13 protein-coding genes are annotated in these 15,475 nt (G+C 70.5%); 5 read left to right on the top strand and 8 right to left on the bottom strand.

Features of this window, described 5'->3' with window-relative positions:
* Positions 1 to 85: 85 nt before the first annotated feature.
* From FB453_RS01005 to FB453_RS00980, 6 genes are read right to left on the bottom strand one after another with little or no spacing between them, the layout of a single operon-like run.
* Entirely contained in the window at positions 86 to 829 is a 744-nt protein-coding gene (locus FB453_RS01005) for a copper homeostasis protein CutC (protein ID WP_145786831.1), read from the bottom strand.
* Positions 826 to 1,845: an asparaginase gene (locus tag FB453_RS01000; RefSeq protein ID WP_145786830.1), complete on the bottom strand. Its 1,020-nt coding sequence runs from the start codon at positions 1,843 to 1,845 to the stop codon at positions 826 to 828. Before FB453_RS01000 ends, FB453_RS01005 begins: the two co-directional genes overlap by 4 nt.
* Positions 1,842 to 2,711, bottom strand: coding sequence for an amino acid ABC transporter permease (locus FB453_RS00995; RefSeq protein WP_145786829.1), 870 nt, complete (start codon positions 2,709 to 2,711; stop codon positions 1,842 to 1,844). The genes FB453_RS01000 and FB453_RS00995 overlap by 4 nt, the downstream gene beginning before the upstream one ends.
* On the bottom strand, positions 2,708 to 3,352 hold the full coding sequence (locus FB453_RS00990) for an amino acid ABC transporter permease (RefSeq protein WP_112582064.1): 645 nt from the start codon (positions 3,350 to 3,352) through the stop codon (positions 2,708 to 2,710). The genes FB453_RS00995 and FB453_RS00990 overlap by 4 nt, the downstream gene beginning before the upstream one ends.
* A gap of 16 nt (positions 3,353 to 3,368) precedes the next feature.
* The gene (locus tag FB453_RS00985) at positions 3,369 to 4,337 is read right to left on the bottom strand and encodes a glutamate ABC transporter substrate-binding protein (RefSeq protein WP_208646673.1); all 969 of its coding nucleotides are present in this window, start codon (positions 4,335 to 4,337) and stop codon (positions 3,369 to 3,371) included.
* A 19-nt stretch (positions 4,338 to 4,356) separates the two neighbouring features.
* A complete protein-coding gene (locus FB453_RS00980) occupies positions 4,357 to 5,085 on the bottom strand; it encodes an amino acid ABC transporter ATP-binding protein (RefSeq protein WP_112582483.1) in 729 nt (242 codons plus the stop codon).
* Positions 5,086 to 5,248: 163 nt separating this feature from the next.
* On the opposite strand from FB453_RS00980, the gene FB453_RS00975 reads away from it, so the two are divergent.
* Both FB453_RS00975 and FB453_RS00970 read left to right on the top strand, forming a co-directional pair.
* Positions 5,249 to 6,427 carry an ROK family transcriptional regulator gene (locus tag FB453_RS00975; protein WP_222431297.1) on the top strand — a complete coding sequence of 393 codons (1,179 nt, stop codon included), beginning with the start codon at positions 5,249 to 5,251 and terminating at the stop codon, positions 6,425 to 6,427.
* A 176-nt stretch (positions 6,428 to 6,603) separates the two neighbouring features.
* The gene (locus FB453_RS00970) at positions 6,604 to 7,431 is read left to right on the top strand and encodes a DUF3152 domain-containing protein (protein ID WP_186717975.1); all 828 of its coding nucleotides are present in this window, start codon (positions 6,604 to 6,606) and stop codon (positions 7,429 to 7,431) included.
* A gap of 103 nt (positions 7,432 to 7,534) precedes the next feature.
* On the opposite strand, the gene FB453_RS00965 is transcribed toward FB453_RS00970, so the two are convergent.
* Together FB453_RS00965 and ilvD are read right to left on the bottom strand one after the other, a co-directional pair.
* Positions 7,535 to 8,368, bottom strand: coding sequence for an SCO4651 family lipoprotein (locus FB453_RS00965; protein WP_145786827.1), 834 nt, complete (start codon positions 8,366 to 8,368; stop codon positions 7,535 to 7,537).
* 146 nt (positions 8,369 to 8,514) lie between these two features.
* Positions 8,515 to 10,362, bottom strand: coding sequence for a dihydroxy-acid dehydratase (ilvD, locus tag FB453_RS00960; protein ID WP_145786826.1), 1,848 nt, complete (start codon positions 10,360 to 10,362; stop codon positions 8,515 to 8,517).
* Positions 10,363 to 10,473: 111 nt separating this feature from the next.
* On the opposite strand from ilvD, the gene FB453_RS00955 reads away from it, so the two are divergent.
* The 3 genes from FB453_RS00955 to ilvN all read left to right on the top strand — a co-directional run bounded on the left by FB453_RS00955 (position 10,474) and on the right by ilvN (position 15,430).
* Entirely contained in the window at positions 10,474 to 12,846 is a 2,373-nt protein-coding gene (locus tag FB453_RS00955) for a bifunctional diguanylate cyclase/phosphodiesterase (RefSeq protein WP_145786825.1), read from the top strand.
* Positions 12,847 to 13,034: 188 nt separating this feature from the next.
* Positions 13,035 to 14,915 carry an acetolactate synthase large subunit gene (locus FB453_RS00950; RefSeq protein WP_145786824.1) on the top strand — a complete coding sequence of 627 codons (1,881 nt, stop codon included), beginning with the start codon at positions 13,035 to 13,037 and terminating at the stop codon, positions 14,913 to 14,915.
* Positions 14,915 to 15,430, top strand: a complete 516-nt coding sequence (gene ilvN / locus FB453_RS00945) for an acetolactate synthase small subunit (protein WP_088946549.1) — start codon at positions 14,915 to 14,917, stop codon at positions 15,428 to 15,430. Before FB453_RS00950 ends, ilvN begins: the two co-directional genes overlap by 1 nt.
* Positions 15,431 to 15,475: the final 45 nt, after the last annotated feature.

Here is a 15,475-nt window from a genome sequence, read left to right as displayed (position 1 = left end):
GGCGCTGGCCCGTCGGTTGACACCCGTCAGCGGCGGGCCTGAAGGTCTTCCTCCAGACCCGCCGCTGGTCAGAACGTGTTGTCGGTCAGGCGCGGGCGGCGGCGAGCACCTGGCCGACCAGGGCGCCCGAGGTGCCCGAACGCTCGTACTCGGGCCGGTTCAGGCTGCCACCCATCAGCGGTGCGGGGTTGCGGTGCACGGCCGGGCTGTCCGAGCTGACCAGGGCCGCGAAGTGGTACTCGTCGGCGCCGGTCGCCTCGACGATCCGGGCGATGTTGCGCGGGGTGATGCCACCGCCCGGCATGATGACGATCCGGCCGGCGGCCCGGCGCACCAGGTCGGCGATGAGCGGAGCGCCCTCCAGCACGCTGACCTCCTGACCCGAGGTGAGCACCCGGTGCACGCCCAGCTCGATCAGCTGCTCCAGCGCCGCGTGCGGGTCGCGGGTCATGTCGAACGCCCGGTGGAAGGTGATGCTGGCGTCGCCCGCGGCGGCGATCAGCCGGCGGGTGGTCGGCACGTCGACGTCACCCTCGACGGTCAGCGCGCCGATCACGATGCCCTGCGCGCCGGCCGCCACCGCGGCCCGCACGTCCCGCTCCATGGCCTCGATCTCGAACGGCGAGTAGATGAAGTCGCCGGCCCGGGGACGGACGATCACGTGTACCCGGATCCGGCTGACCGCGCGCACTGTCGTCTCGATGGTGCCCAGGCTGGGGGTCAGCCCGCCGTCGAAGAGAGCGGAGCACAACTCCACCCGGTCGGCGCCGGCCTCCTCGGCGGCGACCGCTCCCTCGACGCTGTCGATGCAGATCTCGAATGTGTTCATGATTCTTCCTTTTCCCTGCGAGGCGATGCCGCTTCGGTCCGAGACGATGCTGTGGTCCAGTCGATGACGGCCGTGACGGCACCAACGGGTACGCCGCCGCCGAGCACCGGCACCTGGCGTAGCGCGTCGGCCCCACCCACCGGTACGCCCACGGCGTCGAGGGCGGCGAGGGCGATGGCTGTGGTGGCTCGGGGCGAACCGTCGATCGCCTTCACCGCCACCGCGTGACCGTCCGGTGCGGCCACCGCGAGCACGCCCTCGGCCCCGCCCTTGGCGAGGAAGCCGGGGAGCGCCCGCATCAGGTCGGTGTTCGGGTGCCCGTTCCAGCCGCCGACGTACTCCGGGTGCTGGCGCATGGCCTGCGCGACCAGCGCCTCGTCGCTGCCGGCGGGCGCGGTGACCAACGCCTGGAAGGTGCGGGCCAGGCCGGTCAGCGACAGGCCGAACAATGGCGCCCCGCAGCCGTCGACCGCGTGGTGCGCGATCGGCGTGCCGGCCAGCCGGGCGACGGCGGCGGCGGTTTCCCGCTGGAGCGGGTGGTCGGGGTCGAGGTAGTCGTGGGTGCTCCAGGACCGGGCGACGCAGGCGACGAGCATCGCGGCGTGCTTGCCGGAGCAGTTCATCCGGATCCGGTCGCGCTGTCCGCCGGCGCGGATCAGCCGGTCCCGGGTCGGTTCGTCCTCCGGCCAGTCCTCCGGGCAGCCGAGCGCGTCCTCGGTCAGGCCGGCCCCGGCCAGCATCGCCCGAACCACCTCGACGTGCCGGTCGTCGCCGGTGTGGCTGCCGGCGGCGAGGGCCAGCGCCGGGCCGGTCAGCTCGTCGCCCGCCGCGATCCGGCAGGCCAGTGCCTGCACCGGCTTGAGGGTGGAGCGGGGCAGCACCGGCTCGTCGGGTACGCCGGCGGCGAGGGCGACAGTCCCGTCCGGGGCGAGCACCACGACGCTGCCGTAGTGCCGGCTCTCGACGAAGCCGTTGCGCACGACCCGGGCCAGTTCGGCGTAGCGGAAGATGGTCACCGGGGGGTGTTCCCTTCGAGGAGTGGTGGGGGCAGTTCGGCGGTCCGCCGTCCGCGCCGGCCTCCGAAGCGGCCGTTGCGGGCCTGGAGTACGCGGGCGAACTTCGACAGCGAGGCGTTGACCACCAGGTAGATCAGCGCCACCACCAGGAACGTCTGGATCAGCAGGTGGGTGTACGAGGAGAGCACCTGCCCGCTGTAGAGCAGCTCGGTGTAGCTGACCACGAAGCCGAGCGAGGTGTCCTTGAGCAGCCCGACCAGTTGACTGACCAGAGACGGGGCGAGTTGCAGCAGTGCCTGCGGCAGGACCACCAGCGCCATCACCTGCCCGCGGCGCAGCCCGACCGCGAGGCCGGCCTCGGTCTGCCCCCGGTCCAGCGCCAGGATGCCGGACCGGAAGATCTCCGCGAACGCCGCCGAGTTGGAGACCACCAGCGGCACCACGAGCTTCCAGAACAGCGGGAAGTTCAGCCCGTACTGCGGCAGCGCGAACAGCGTCACGTAGATCAGCAGCAGGGTGGGGACGGTCCGGAAGATCTCCACGTACGCGCCGGCCAGCCAGCGCAGCGGGCGGTGCGTCGACAGCCGACCGAGCGCCAGGAGCAGCCCGAGCGCGGCGCTGAGCACCGCGGTCGCGGCGGCGGCGCGCAGCGTGGCCCACAGGCCGTTGAGCAGGTACCGCCAGATGGGCCAGGTGGTGAATGGCTCCCACCGGGCGGCGGCCAACTCGCCGTGGCTGGCGAACTGGTAGACGGCCGCGACCACTGCGCCGGCCAGGAGGACGGCGCCCAGCACTGTGGCGATCCGGATCCGCCGTTGGGCGCGCGGACCGGGCTCGTCGAAGAGAATCTGTTGCGTCTTGTTCATCGGACGATCGCCAGCCTTCGTTCGAGCAGGCCGGTGACCTGACCGATGATCAGCGCCAGCAGCATGTAGGCGAGGCCCGCGCCGGTGAAGACAGCGATGGGTTGCGCCTCGACCAGGTTCACGGTGTTGGCCGCCTGGGTCAGCTCGACCACGCCGACGGCGGCGGCCAGCGAGGTGTTCATCAGCAGCGCGATGCAGATGTTGCCGATCGGCTGGATCACCGCCCGGAGTCCCTGCGGCAGGATCACGTGCCGCAGGGACTGGCCGAAGGTGAGCCCGATGGCTCGGGCTGCCTCAGCCTGGCCCACACCGACAGTGTTGATCCCGGCGCGGATCGCCTCGGCCAGGTACGCCCCCTCGTACACCGCGATGACGATCGCGGCGGAGGTGAACAGCGGGAACGTGATGCCGATGGTCGGCAGCGCGAACACGAAGAGCACCAGCAGCGCCAGCAGCGGCAGGTTCTGGAACACCTCCACGTACGCGGTGCCGATGGCGCGTAGCAGCGGAACGGGGGCGATGCGCAGGGTGGCCACGACGATGCCCAGCAGCATCGCGCCGACGGTGGTCACGACTGTCAGTTCGACAGTCGTGACCAGGCCGTGGCCAAGCTCGCTCAGGTGGGCGGTGAGGGCTTCCATCGGTACGAGAGGCTGCTCAGGAGCCGTCGGCGGAACCGAGGGCGGGCGGGGTGGGCGCGCCACCCTCCACCACCGAGCCGAGGGTGCCTTCCCAGACCTTCGCCCATGTGCCGTCGGCCTGGATCTTCTTCAGCCAGTTGTTGACGAACTCCTTGAACTGCGCGTCCTCCTTGTTGAGGCCGATGCCGTAGGCCTCGGTGGTGAACGGCTCGCCCACCACCTTCATCCCCGGGTTCGCCTTGGCGCCCGAGGCGAGCAGCGTGAAGTCCTGCACGTACGCGTCGCCGCGCTTCTGGAGCAGCGCCTGCAACGCCTGCGGGTCGGTGCCGAAGGCGATCTGCTTCGAGCCGGGCGCGGCGGAGGGCAGCGCGGTGACGGCGGGGGTGTTCGCCCCGACGATCACGGTCTTGCCGGCGAGGTCCTTGACGCTCTTGATCGAGGTGTCGTCCTTGCGGACCCCGACGGCGAGGCCGGAGGTGAGGTACGGCCCGGCGAAGGCGACCTGGGTGGCCCGCTGCGGGGTGATCGTGTACGTCTGGAAGACCGCGTCCACCGATTTGGCCTGGAGCATGGCCTCCCGGGTCTGGGTGCCGATGGTCGTCGTCTTCACCTCGGGCTTGCCGATGATGTACTTCGCCAGCAACTTCGCCATGTCGGCGTCGAAGCCCTCGATGGTGCCGCTGACCGGGTTCTGCTGGGCGAGCAGCGGCGCGTCCAGGGATCCGCCGATGTTCAGGTAGCCGCGCTTGCGGATCGCCTCCATCGTCGAACCGGCCGGGATGTCCGCGTCGGTGGCCACCGGAGCGGCGTCGTACACCGACTGGGCGACCACACCGTCGCCACCCAGGCCGGGGTTGCCGGGCAGCGTCGGAGCGCTGCCGCCGCTGTCACCGCCGCAGCCGGCGGCGGCGAGGGCCACCGCCACAGCGGTGGCGGTGAGGGCGAGCGACCGCCGCCCGGTGAAGCTCATCTTGAGGATTGACATGACACCCTCCCGTTGGGGGCTAGTGCTGGAGGATCTTGGATAGGAAGTCGCGGGCCCGCTCGGTGCGAGGAGCTGCGAAGAAGTCGTCGGGTGCGCCGGACTCGACGATCCGGCCGTCGTCCATGAAGACCACCCGGTCGGCTGCGCGACGGGCGAAGCCCATCTCGTGGGTCACCACGATCATGGTCATCCCCTCGGCGGCGAGAGAAACCATCACGTCGAGCACCTCGTTGACCATTTCCGGGTCGAGGGCCGAGGTCGGCTCGTCGAAGAGCAGCACCTTCGGTTGCATCGCCAGGGCTCGGGCGATCGCGGCCCGCTGCTGCTGCCCGCCGGAGAGTTGGGCCGGGTGGTGGTCCGCCTTGTCGGCGATACCGACGCGCTCCAGCAGGGCCATCGCCTGCTGCCGCGCCTCGGGTCGAGGGATCCGGCGGACCCGGGTGGGGCCGAGGGTGATGTTGTCCAGCACCGTCTTGTGGCCGAAGAGGTTGAAGGACTGGAAGACCATGCCGACATCGGCGCGCAGCCGGGCCAGCGCGCGGCCCTCGGAGGGCAGCGGCTCACCGTCGATCTCGATGCTGCCCTCCCCGGCGGTCTCCAGCCGGTTGAGGCAGCGGCACAGTGTCGACTTGCCGGAGCCGGAGGGCCCCACCACGACGACCACCTCGCCCGCGGCCACCGTGAGGTCGATGTCCTTGAGCACGTGCAGCGGACCGAACCACTTGTTCAGGCCGCGTACCGACACCATCGGTCGGTTCGCACCCGTCGTCTCCGGTGCCACCAGACGGCCTCACTTCCTTCGACTACAAAACTAAGTCAGCTTCATATCGAACCAACAGCGCCATCTAAAGGTAGCCAGCAAACTAAGTCAACCGGTTGCTTGAACAAACTCCGGGTGCTAAGAAGCTGACGTGACGATTGACGACGCGCCACGCGATGCCCTCCGGGGCGGCCCCCGGGAGCTACTGCGCTGGGTGGCCACCGGTGCGGCCGTCAGTCGGGCCGACCTGTCCCGCCTCTCCGGGCTCTCCCCGTCGACGGTCTCCCAGCGGGTCGAGGCGTTGATCAGCCAGGGGCTGCTGGAGGAAGCCGGCGCCGGGCAGTCCCGGGGCGGGCGGCGACCCCGCCAACTCGCCGTGCCCACCGGCGGCGCCGTGGTCGGCGCCATCGACCTCGGCGCGCATCACGCCCGCGTCGGTGCACTGGATCTCTCCGGACGGGTGGTCCAGGCCCGCACCCTGCCGGTCCGCATCGAGGACGGCCCGGAGGCGGTGCTCGGCGCGCTACTCAACGAGGTCGCCACGCTGGTGGGCGGCGAACCGGCGGCCTCACGCGGCGGCTCGGCCACACGTGCGCTCCGCGGCGTCGGCATCGGGATCCCCGGTCCGGTCCAGCACTCCACCGGGCGGATCGTCAGCCCGTCGCGGATGCCCGGCTGGAACGGCTTCGACGTCGCCGCGTTCTGCGCCGGCCGCGTCGACGTGCCGGTCATCGTGGACAACGACGCCAACCTGATGGCGCTCGGCGCGCATCGCACCGCCCATTCCGAGTTGGACCACGCCGTCTACATCAAGGCTGGCACCGGAATCGGCTCGGGTGTTATCTCCAGTGGACGGCTGCACCGGGGCGCGCAGGGATCGGCCGGGGACATCAGCCACTGCCGGGTGGTGGCCGACCCCGCGCCACCGTGCACCTGTGGCAACGCCGGTTGCCTGGAGGCGGTGGCCAGCGGCGCCGCACTGGTCACCGCGCTCCGGGAGCAGGGGGTGCCGGTCTCCGACCTGACCGGCGTGATCCGCCTGATCGACGACGGTGACCGGCAGGCCACCGCCCTCGCCCGGCAGGCCGGCCGCGCCGTCGGCGAGATCCTGGCCGTGGTGGTCAACTTCTTCAACCCGCAGGTGGTGGCCATCGGTGGTCGGCTCGCCGACTGCGAGCCGCTGCTGGCCAGCATGCGGGCGACCCTCTACGAGCGGTGCCTCCCACTGGCCACCCAGACCCTGCTCATCGAACGGGTCGCCGCCGGCCAGGACCTCGGCATCACCGGTGCCGCCCACCTGGTGATCGACCACGTCGTAGCGGCCGCCTGACCTCGCTCAAAGCGACCGCACCGATCACCAAGGGTGAGCTGCCCTTGTGTTGCATGCCGGATCTATGTGCTTTTGGGCGTGCGTGGGCACCGATCGTCCTGACAGTTTCCTTACAGGCAGTCACGTAGCCTTCCGGTGTTCCTCACTCACCCGTGATTGCTCCTGGAGGTTTCGACGTGCGGATCAACGGACGGCTGCTCGTGCCGATCTCGTTGGCAGCGGTGCTGACGACCGCCGCCTGTGGCCTGTCCACACCGGCGTCCGGGCAGGCCGAAGTCCCACGCTCCGGCCCGAGTACGCAGAGCTCAGAGCCGAGCCCCGGCGATGCGCCGACCTCCAGCCTGACTCCGGAGATCCCGACCGACGCGCAGATCCCCACCAGGGCCGCCGGCACCTTCACCACCGCCACCGGCAACGGTCGCGTGATCGGCAAGGGCAAGAAGCGGGTGCGCTACAGCGTCTCGGTGGAGAAGGGCATCGCCTGGGGTGACATCCCCGCCTGGAAGCCGGACCGGTTCGCCGCGAGCATCGAGCAGGTGCTGGCCGCACCGAACGGGTGGGCCACGTCCGCACAGCACCCGGTCACCAACGCCGCGGTGAACCTGACCCGGGCGTCGTGGTCCTTCCAGCGGGTCGGCACCTCGAAGGTGGACGTCGACGTGCGGCTCGCGACACCGAGGACAGTGGACCGACTCTGCGGCGCGAGCGGCGTCGACACCGAGGGCGTCTACTCCTGCAAGTACGGCAAGACCATCATGATCAACCTGCGGCGCTGGCTCCAGGGCTCACCGGGATACCCGGTCAGCATCGACGAGTACCACGCCGGCGTGATCAATCACGAGTTCGGTCACTTCCTCGGCTTCGCCCACATGAAGTGTGGCGGTCGCGGCAAGCCGGCCCCGGTCATGATGACCCAGACGATGGGCCTGGGCGGGTGCGTGCCAAACGTCAGCCCGTTCGTCGGCAACGGGCGGTTCGTCAGCGGACCGTGGGCACCGTCCTGACCGCACGGATCTGTGGTGACCGCGGCTCGGCATGCGCACCGGCGGTACCGGAACGGAACGGGCGGGCCCGGCATGACGCCGAGCCCGCCCAACACGGAACTGATCAGTTGCTGGCGGTCAGGCCCTGCAGACCTTCGAGCATCTCGGCGAAGTCGGTGGTCTCCGCCGGCGGCGGCGTCTCGATGGTCACCGCCTTGTCGTAGTCGGTGTAGTCGATCACCATGTCGCCCAACTTGCCCATCAACAGGCCGGCCCGACGCGGACGGTACTGCTCGTCGACCCACAGGTCGATCTTCAGCTCCTTGATGCCCTGCGTGGCCAGCGCCTGCTCGGTGGCGTCCCGGCGCATGGCGTCGATCTGCTTGAGATAGGTCGCCACCGGAGTGGTGACGGTGTAGTGGACCGTCGGTACGCCATTCACCGTCTCCTGGCCGACTACCGTCGTGCCCTCAAGGTCAAGCAGCGTCTTGACCTGCTTGACCGGGTCGGCGTTCTCGAACTGCTCGGTGAAGCCCGTGCCTGCCATCTCGCTCAGGCCGGTCAGGTCCATCTTCATCCAGCGCTTCCCACCCGTACCCGCGCGGTTTTCCGCTGGAATCTCGGTGAAGATCACGGCACCGATCATCCGGACGGTCGTGGTGCCCTTGCTGTTGGTCATCTTCATCTCGGCCTTGAGCGGGTCGCCCAGGTCCAGGAGACCCAGCACCGAGATCTTCTCGCCGGCCATCGTGCCCGTCATCGTCACGGTCACCGAGTCGGTCTTGTCGGTGGCCTCGACCGCCTTCAGCAGCGAACCCTTGAGATCACTGGCCAGCAACTCCAGGACGCTGGGCTGCTTCGGCGCCTCGGACGCTCCGGACGTCACCCCGCAGGCGGAGACAGCGAACGCGGTGAGCGCCGAAACCGCCACCAGAGCGGGCTTCTTCCAAAATGACACGTACACGCCTTCCCCCGTAAGAATCTGGGGCGATCCCCAGTAGACCGACGACACGCTAGCCCACACGGTCGATGCGGGGGCACCGCGTTTTCGCCGATCCACCCCGCACCGACATCACAGATGTCGGTGCGGGTGGGACCGGGTGCTTACTCCGGGACGCGACGGTAGGCGCCGTCGCTGGCCGAGGTGGCCATCGAGGCGTACGCGCGCAGCGCCGCCGACACGGGCCGCTGCCGATCGGTCGGCGTGTACGGCTTGTCGCGCTTCTCCTCGGCCACCCGGCGAGCCTCCAGCTCCTCGGCTGGCACGTTCAGCTCGATCGACCGGCCCGGGATGTCGATGACGACCTCGTCGCCGTCGCGGACCAGGGCGATCAGCCCGCCGGAGGCCGCCTCGGGGGAGACGTGCCCGATGGAGAGCCCGGAGGTGCCGCCGGAGAAGCGGCCGTCGGTGAGCAGCGCGCAGGACCGGCCCAGCCCACGTCCCTTGAGGAACGAGGTGGGGTAGAGCATCTCCTGCATGCCGGGGCCGCCCTTGGGGCCCTCGTACCGGATGACCACGACGTCCCCGGCGACCACCTGCTTGGCGAGGATCGCTGTCACCGCGTCGTCCTGCGACTCGTAGACCTTCGCCGGGCCACGGAAGGTCAGGCAGTCGTCGGGCACGCCGGCGGTCTTCACCACGCTGCCCTCGGGTGCCAGGTTGCCGTGCAGGATGGCCAGCCCACCGTCGGCGGAGTAGGCGTGCTCGCGGTCCCGGATGCAGCCGCCGGCCGCGTCGGTGTCCAGCGACGACCACCGGTTGGTGGTGGAGAACGGCTCGGTGGTGCGCACCCCGCCGGGGGCGGCGTGGAACAACTCGACGGCCGTCGGGGTGGGGGAGCCACCGCGCACGTCCCAGTCGGTCAGCCACTGCGCGAGGGAGGGGGAGTGCACGGCCCACACGTCCCTGTTGAGCTGCCCGGCCCGGTCCAGTTCGCCGAGGATCGCCGGGATGCCGCCGGCCCGGTGCACGTCCTCCATGTGGTAGTTCGGCGAGTTCGGTGCGACCTTGGCCAGGCACGGCACCCGCCGGGAGATCGCGTCGATGTCGGTGACGCCGAAGTCCATCTCCGCCTCGCGGGCGGCGGCGAGCAGGTGCAGCACCGTGTTGGTGGAGCCGCCCATCGCCACGTCCAGGGCGACAGCGTTCTCGAAGGCGGCCTTGGAGGCGACAGTGCGCGGCAGCACCGAGTCGTCGTCGCCGTCGTACCACCGCTTGGAGATCTCCACGACGGTCCGGCCGGCCTCGACGAAGAGCGACCGGCGGGCGGCGTGGGTGGCCAGCGTCGAACCGTTGCCGGGCAGCGCGAGCCCGATCGCCTCGGTGAGGCAGTTCATCGAGTTGGCGGTGAACATGCCGGAGCAGGAGCCGCAGGTCGGGCAGGCGGAGCGTTCGATCTCACCGAGCTGCTCGTCGGTGACCGCCTCGTTCGAGGAGGCGATCATCGCGTCGATCAGGTCGATCTTGCTGTGCACGACGCCCTCGATAGCCATCGTCTTGCCGGCCTCCATCGGGCCGCCGGAGACGAAGACGGTCGGGATGTTGAGCCGCAACGCGGCCAGCAGCATCCCGGGGGTGATCTTGTCGCAGTTGGAGATGCAGACCAGGGCGTCCGCGCAGTGCGCGTTGACCATGTATTCGACCGCGTCGGCGATCAGCTCACGGCTGGGCAGCGAGTAGAGCATGCCGCCGTGGCCCATCGCGATGCCGTCGTCGACAGCGATGGTGTTGAACTCCCGGCCCACCCCACCGGCCTCGGCGACCGCGTCGGCGACCAGGCCACCCATGTCCTTGAGGTGTACGTGACCAGGCACGAACTGGGTGAAACTGTTGGCGATGGCGACGATCGGCTTGCCGAAATCGTCGTCGGTCATCCCGGTGGCCCGCCAGAGGGCCCGGGCGCCGGCCATCGTCCGACCGTGTGTGGAGGTCCTCGACCGCAGCTCAGGCATGCATACCAGCATGACACCACCGGCGCGTCGGCCCACCCGGGTATCTGCCGTGTCCCAACAGATGCACACTCAGCCCCCCATGACGTGCGCCCATCCGGCACTCTTGGAGGCGTGCATTTTCCACCGGGCCTGGTCGCTGTCGCGGCGCTCAGCGGGCTCGTCGCCGCGGTGGCCGCCGTGCTGCTGACCGCCGCCGCCCGGCGGCGGACGATGCCGCGTCGACCGGCGCACGTGCTGCTCGCGGCGGCCGCCGGTGTTGCAGTGCTCAGCCTCCTGGCCGGGGTGGTCGCCGCGCTCAGTGCGACCGACCACTGGGCCCACGAGCAGGGGCAGCGCACCGGTTGGGCGACAGCGGTGGCGATCGGCACGGCGGTGAGCGGGCTGGCCTTCGCCGCTGGTCTGCTCCGGCTGCCCGGGGTGGCCGCCACCGCGGCCGGAACGGCCCGGCTCGCCCTGGACGGGCTGGTGATGGCGGCGGCGCTGTGGTTCGTCGGTTGGGTGCTCTTCTCCGAGCCCACCCGGTTGCTCGGTGCCGCCACCCCGATGGCCTGTCCGGCGATCCTGCTGGCCACGGTGAGCGCCGCGCTCGGTGCCGGGCTCGTCGTGATCGTCGTCTTCCGGGCGGCCAGGCCACGTCGAAGGCTCGCCGCGCTGGGCGCCGGCATCAGCGCGGTGACCTGCGGCGGTCTGGGTCTCAGCGCTGGGCTCTGCCAGGCCGGGCCGACAATGGCGCTGACCGGTGCGGCGGTGCTCGCCGCCGGTCTGCTGACCGTCGCGCTCGCTGTGTACCGGGCCGACCGGCCGGGGCAGATCGACCTGGACCTGGTCGGTAGCGACGGCGAGTACGCGATCGCCCCGATGCTGGCGATGGCCGCCTCGGCGATGTACCACCTCGTCCAGGACGGCCGGTTCACCGCGGCGGGCATCGTGGCCGGCAGCGTGGAGGGCTTCGCCCTGGTGGCACGGCAGTACCTCACCCTTCGCGACGTCCGGGGGTACGCGGGCCGCCTGGCCGAGCGGGAGGCGCACTTCCGGGAGCTGGCGCACACCGATCCGCTGACGTCGTTGGCCAACCGGCGCGGGCTGCTCCGGGCGCTGCACCGCAACGCCGCCGACCACAACCCGTGTGTGCTGCTCGGCCTGGATCTGGACGGCTTCAAGAACGTCAACGACATGCGGGGCCACGACGTCGGCGACGCCGTGCTGGCCGAGGTGGGCCGGCGGCTGCGTGGCAACCTGCGCCCCGGCGACGTGGCCGCCCGGCTGGGTGGTGACGAGTTCGCCGTACTCATGCAGGGCCGGCCGGTCGAGGCGGACAGGGTCGCCGAACGGCTCCTCGGGGTGCTCAACCGGCCCTACGACCAGCCGGAGGGGCCGGTCTTCCTGTCGGTGAGCATCGGGGTGGCCGACTGGGCCGACGAACCGGACGTGGAGCTGCTGCTGCGCCACGCCGACCTTGCGTTGCGCTACGCCAAGCAGCGCGGCAAGAACCGGATCGAGCGGTACGACGCCGCGTACGACCAACTGCTGCGTCGGCGTACGACGGTCGAGCACGAGCTGCGCGGGGCCATCGACCGCGACGAGCTGCGGTTGGCGTTCCAGCCGGTGGCGTCGCTGCCGTCGGTGCGGCCGGTCGGCGCCGAGGCGCTGCTCCGTTGGCACCATCCCGAGCTGGGCAACGTGCGCCCGGACGAGTTCATCCCGCTCGCCGAGGAGTGCGGGATGATCGCGCCGCTCGGTGCCTGGGTGCTGCATCAGGCCTGCTACCAGCTCTCCCGGTGGCTGGCGGACGGGCACGACGTCTGGGTGTCGGTCAATGTCTCCCCGCGCGAGCTGCACGCCCCGGAGTACGTGGTCCAGGTCGCCGAGGCGCTGCGCGCCCACCACGTGCCGCCGCAGCGGCTGGTGCTGGAGGTCACCGAGCACGCCGTCGCCACCGACCTGGACGAGCTGATCCGTCGGCTCACCGCGCTGCGGTTGACCGGTGTCCGGATCGCGCTGGACGACTTCGGGGCCGGCTACTCGTCGCTGGGGCAGCTGCGCCGGTTGCCGATCGACATCCTCAAGATCGACCACAGCCTGGTCGCCGAGCACGAGCCGGTCCGCCCGGTCGGCCAGGACGGCCCGGCGTTCGCCCCGATGGTCGACATCGTCATGCGCCTGGGCCACCAGTTGGGGCTGGAGGTGATCGCCGAGGGGGTGACCACCCCGACCGAGTTGGCCGCTGTGGTGGCCGCCGGTTGCCGCTTCGGCCAGGGCGCGCTCTTCGGCTGGGGGGTGCCGGCCGAGCACCTGGAGGCGATGCTGGAGGCGGCCACATCCCCGGGTGCGCGTCCCGCTCCGGTGCCCGCGCCACGCCGTGCTCCGGGCGGGTCCGGGCAGCCCAACCCGCCTGCCGATGGCGCGTCGCCGGCCGACGCGCCGACCTCCGTTAACCAACATGTGGGATCAGTTGACTCATCGCGTGAGATGCGTCAGGCTTAGCCGCATGTCGTCGTACCGGTCGCTGCGAGTACTTACCTGAGCGCACTCTCCCTCACCGAGAGTGCGCTGGCCCCGTGCATCTGCACGAGGGCCGTTTTTATTGCCATCGGAACCTGGCGAGGCGGGCCCCGCCCGCGTCGCATCGCTTGACTAGCCACCAGCCACTCCAGCCGAAGGCCAGAACCGCCATGACGAGACCAACGCCCGAGACCCTCGCCCACACCGCCCGCAGGGCCCGCGCGGCCGCCGACCCGACCCTCGACGTCGACCAGGCCGCCACGCGCACGGCCACCCCGGCCGTCCCGGCGGTACGGCCCGCCGCCGCGACCCCGATCTCCGGAGCCGGCTCGCTCGTGCGGTCCCTTGAGGCGCTCGAGGTCGACGTCGTCTTCGGCATTCCGGGCGGCGCGATCCTGCCGGCGTACGACCCGCTCTACGACTCGACGGTCCGGCACATCCTGGTGCGGCACGAGCAGGGCGCGGGGCACGCGGCGACCGGCTACGCGCAGGCCACCGGCAAGGTCGGCGTCTGCATCGCCACCTCCGGCCCGGGCGCTACGAACCTGGTCACCCCGATCGCGGACGCATACATGGACTCGGTGGCGATGGTGGCGATCACCGGGCAGGTGGCCAGCCCGTTGATCGGCACCGACGGCTTCCAGGAAGCGGACATCCAGGGCATCACCCTGCCGATCACCAAGCACAACTTCCTCGTGCAGAACGCCGAGGAGATCCCCCGGGTGCTGGCCGAGGCGTTCCACCTGGCCAGCAGCGGGCGACCCGGCCCGGTGCTGGTCGACATCCCCAAGGACGTGCTCCAGGCGCCGACCACCTTCTCCTGGCCGCCCACCCTGGACCTGCCCGGCTACCGGCCCACCCTGCACCCGCACGGCAAGCAGATCCGGGAGGCGGCGCGGCTGATGGCCGCAGCCCGGCGGCCGGTGCTCTACGTGGGCGGCGGGGTGCTCAAGGCCGGTGCCACCGACGGGCTGCGCCGGTTGGCCGAGCTGACCGGCATCCCGGTCGTCACCACGCTGATGGCGCTCGGCGCGTTCCCCGACTCGCACCAGCAGCACCTCGGGATGCCCGGCATGCACGGCACTGTCGCCGCGGTCTACGGCCTGCAGAAGGCGGATCTGATCATCGCGCTGGGTGCCCGGTTCGACGACCGGGTCACCGGCAAACTGGACTCGTTCGCCCCGGACGCGACGGTGGTGCACGCGGACATCGACCCCGCCGAGATCGGCAAGAACCGACACGTGGACGTGCCGATCGTCGGCGACGCCAAGCACGTCATCGACGAGCTGATCGCCGCGGTGACCGTCGAGCGGTCGGCGGGGCACACCGCCGACCTCGGTGACTGGTGGACGCAGCTCGGCGACCTGCGCAACCGTTACCCGCTGGGCTACGACGAGCCGGTCGACGGGACCCTGTCCCCGCAGTACGTGATCAAACGGCTGGGCGAGATCGTCGGCCCGGACGCGATCTTCGTGGCCGGGGTGGGCCAGCACCAGATGTGGGCGTCGCAGTTCATCTCCTACGAGAAGCCGTACACCTGGTTGAATTCCGGCGGCCTCGGCACGATGGGTTACGCGGTGCCGGCGGCGATGGGCGCCAAGGTCGGCAAGCCGGACACGGTGGTCTGGGCGGTGGACGGGGACGGCTGCTTCCAGATGACCAACCAGGAGTTGGCCACCTGCGCGTTGGAGGGCATCCCGGTCAAGATCGCCGTCATCAACAACGGCAATCTCGGCATGGTCCGGCAGTGGCAGACGCTCTTCTACAACGAGCGCTACTCCAACACCGAGCTGGGCACCCACAAGCACCGCATCCCCGACTTCGTCAAGCTCGCCGAGGCCCTCGGCTGCGTCGGGCTGCGGTGCGAGAGCGCGGATGACGTGGACAAGACCATCGCCGCCGCCATGGAGATCAACGACGCGCCCGTGGTGATCGACTTCGTGGTCGGCAAGGACGCGATGGTCTGGCCGATGGTCGCCGCCGGCACCAGCAACGACGAGATCATGTTCGCCCGTGGCGTCCGCCCGGCCTTCGACGAGGATGACATTTAATGACCATGCACACCCTGTCCGTGCTGGTGGAGAACAAGCCGGGCGTGCTCGCCCGGGTCTCCGGCCTGTTCTCCCGGCGCGGGTTCAACATCGACAGCCTCGCCGTCGGCGAAACCGAGAACCCGGACGTCTCCCGGATCACCATCGTGGTCAACGCGGAGTCGTCCCCGCTGGAACAGGTCACCAAGCAGCTGAACAAGCTGGTCAACGTGCTCAAGATCGTTGAGCTGGATCCCCAGGTGTCGGTCGCCCGGGAGCTGCTGCTGGTGAAGGTTCGCGCCGACCGGTCCGCGCGGTCGCAGGTGCTGGAGACCGTCAACCTGTTCCGCGCCCGGGTGGTCGACGTCGCACCGGACACGCTGACCATCGAGGCCACCGGCACCCCGGACAAGCTCGACGCGCTGCTACGCGACCTCGAGGCCTTCGGCATCAAGGAGATGGTCCAGTCCGGGCTGGTGGCCATCGGGCGCGGCTCGCGTTCGATCACCGCCGGTCCCGCGCTGCGGGCCGCCTGACCCGCCGCCGGTCGGCCCTCGGCCGGCCGTCCCGGATTTCATCCG

The organism is Micromonospora sp. CNZ322, from assembly GCF_007827755.1.
The sequence above is the reverse complement of the archived record's forward strand: the minus strand, read 5'-3'. Positions and strand labels throughout refer to the sequence as shown.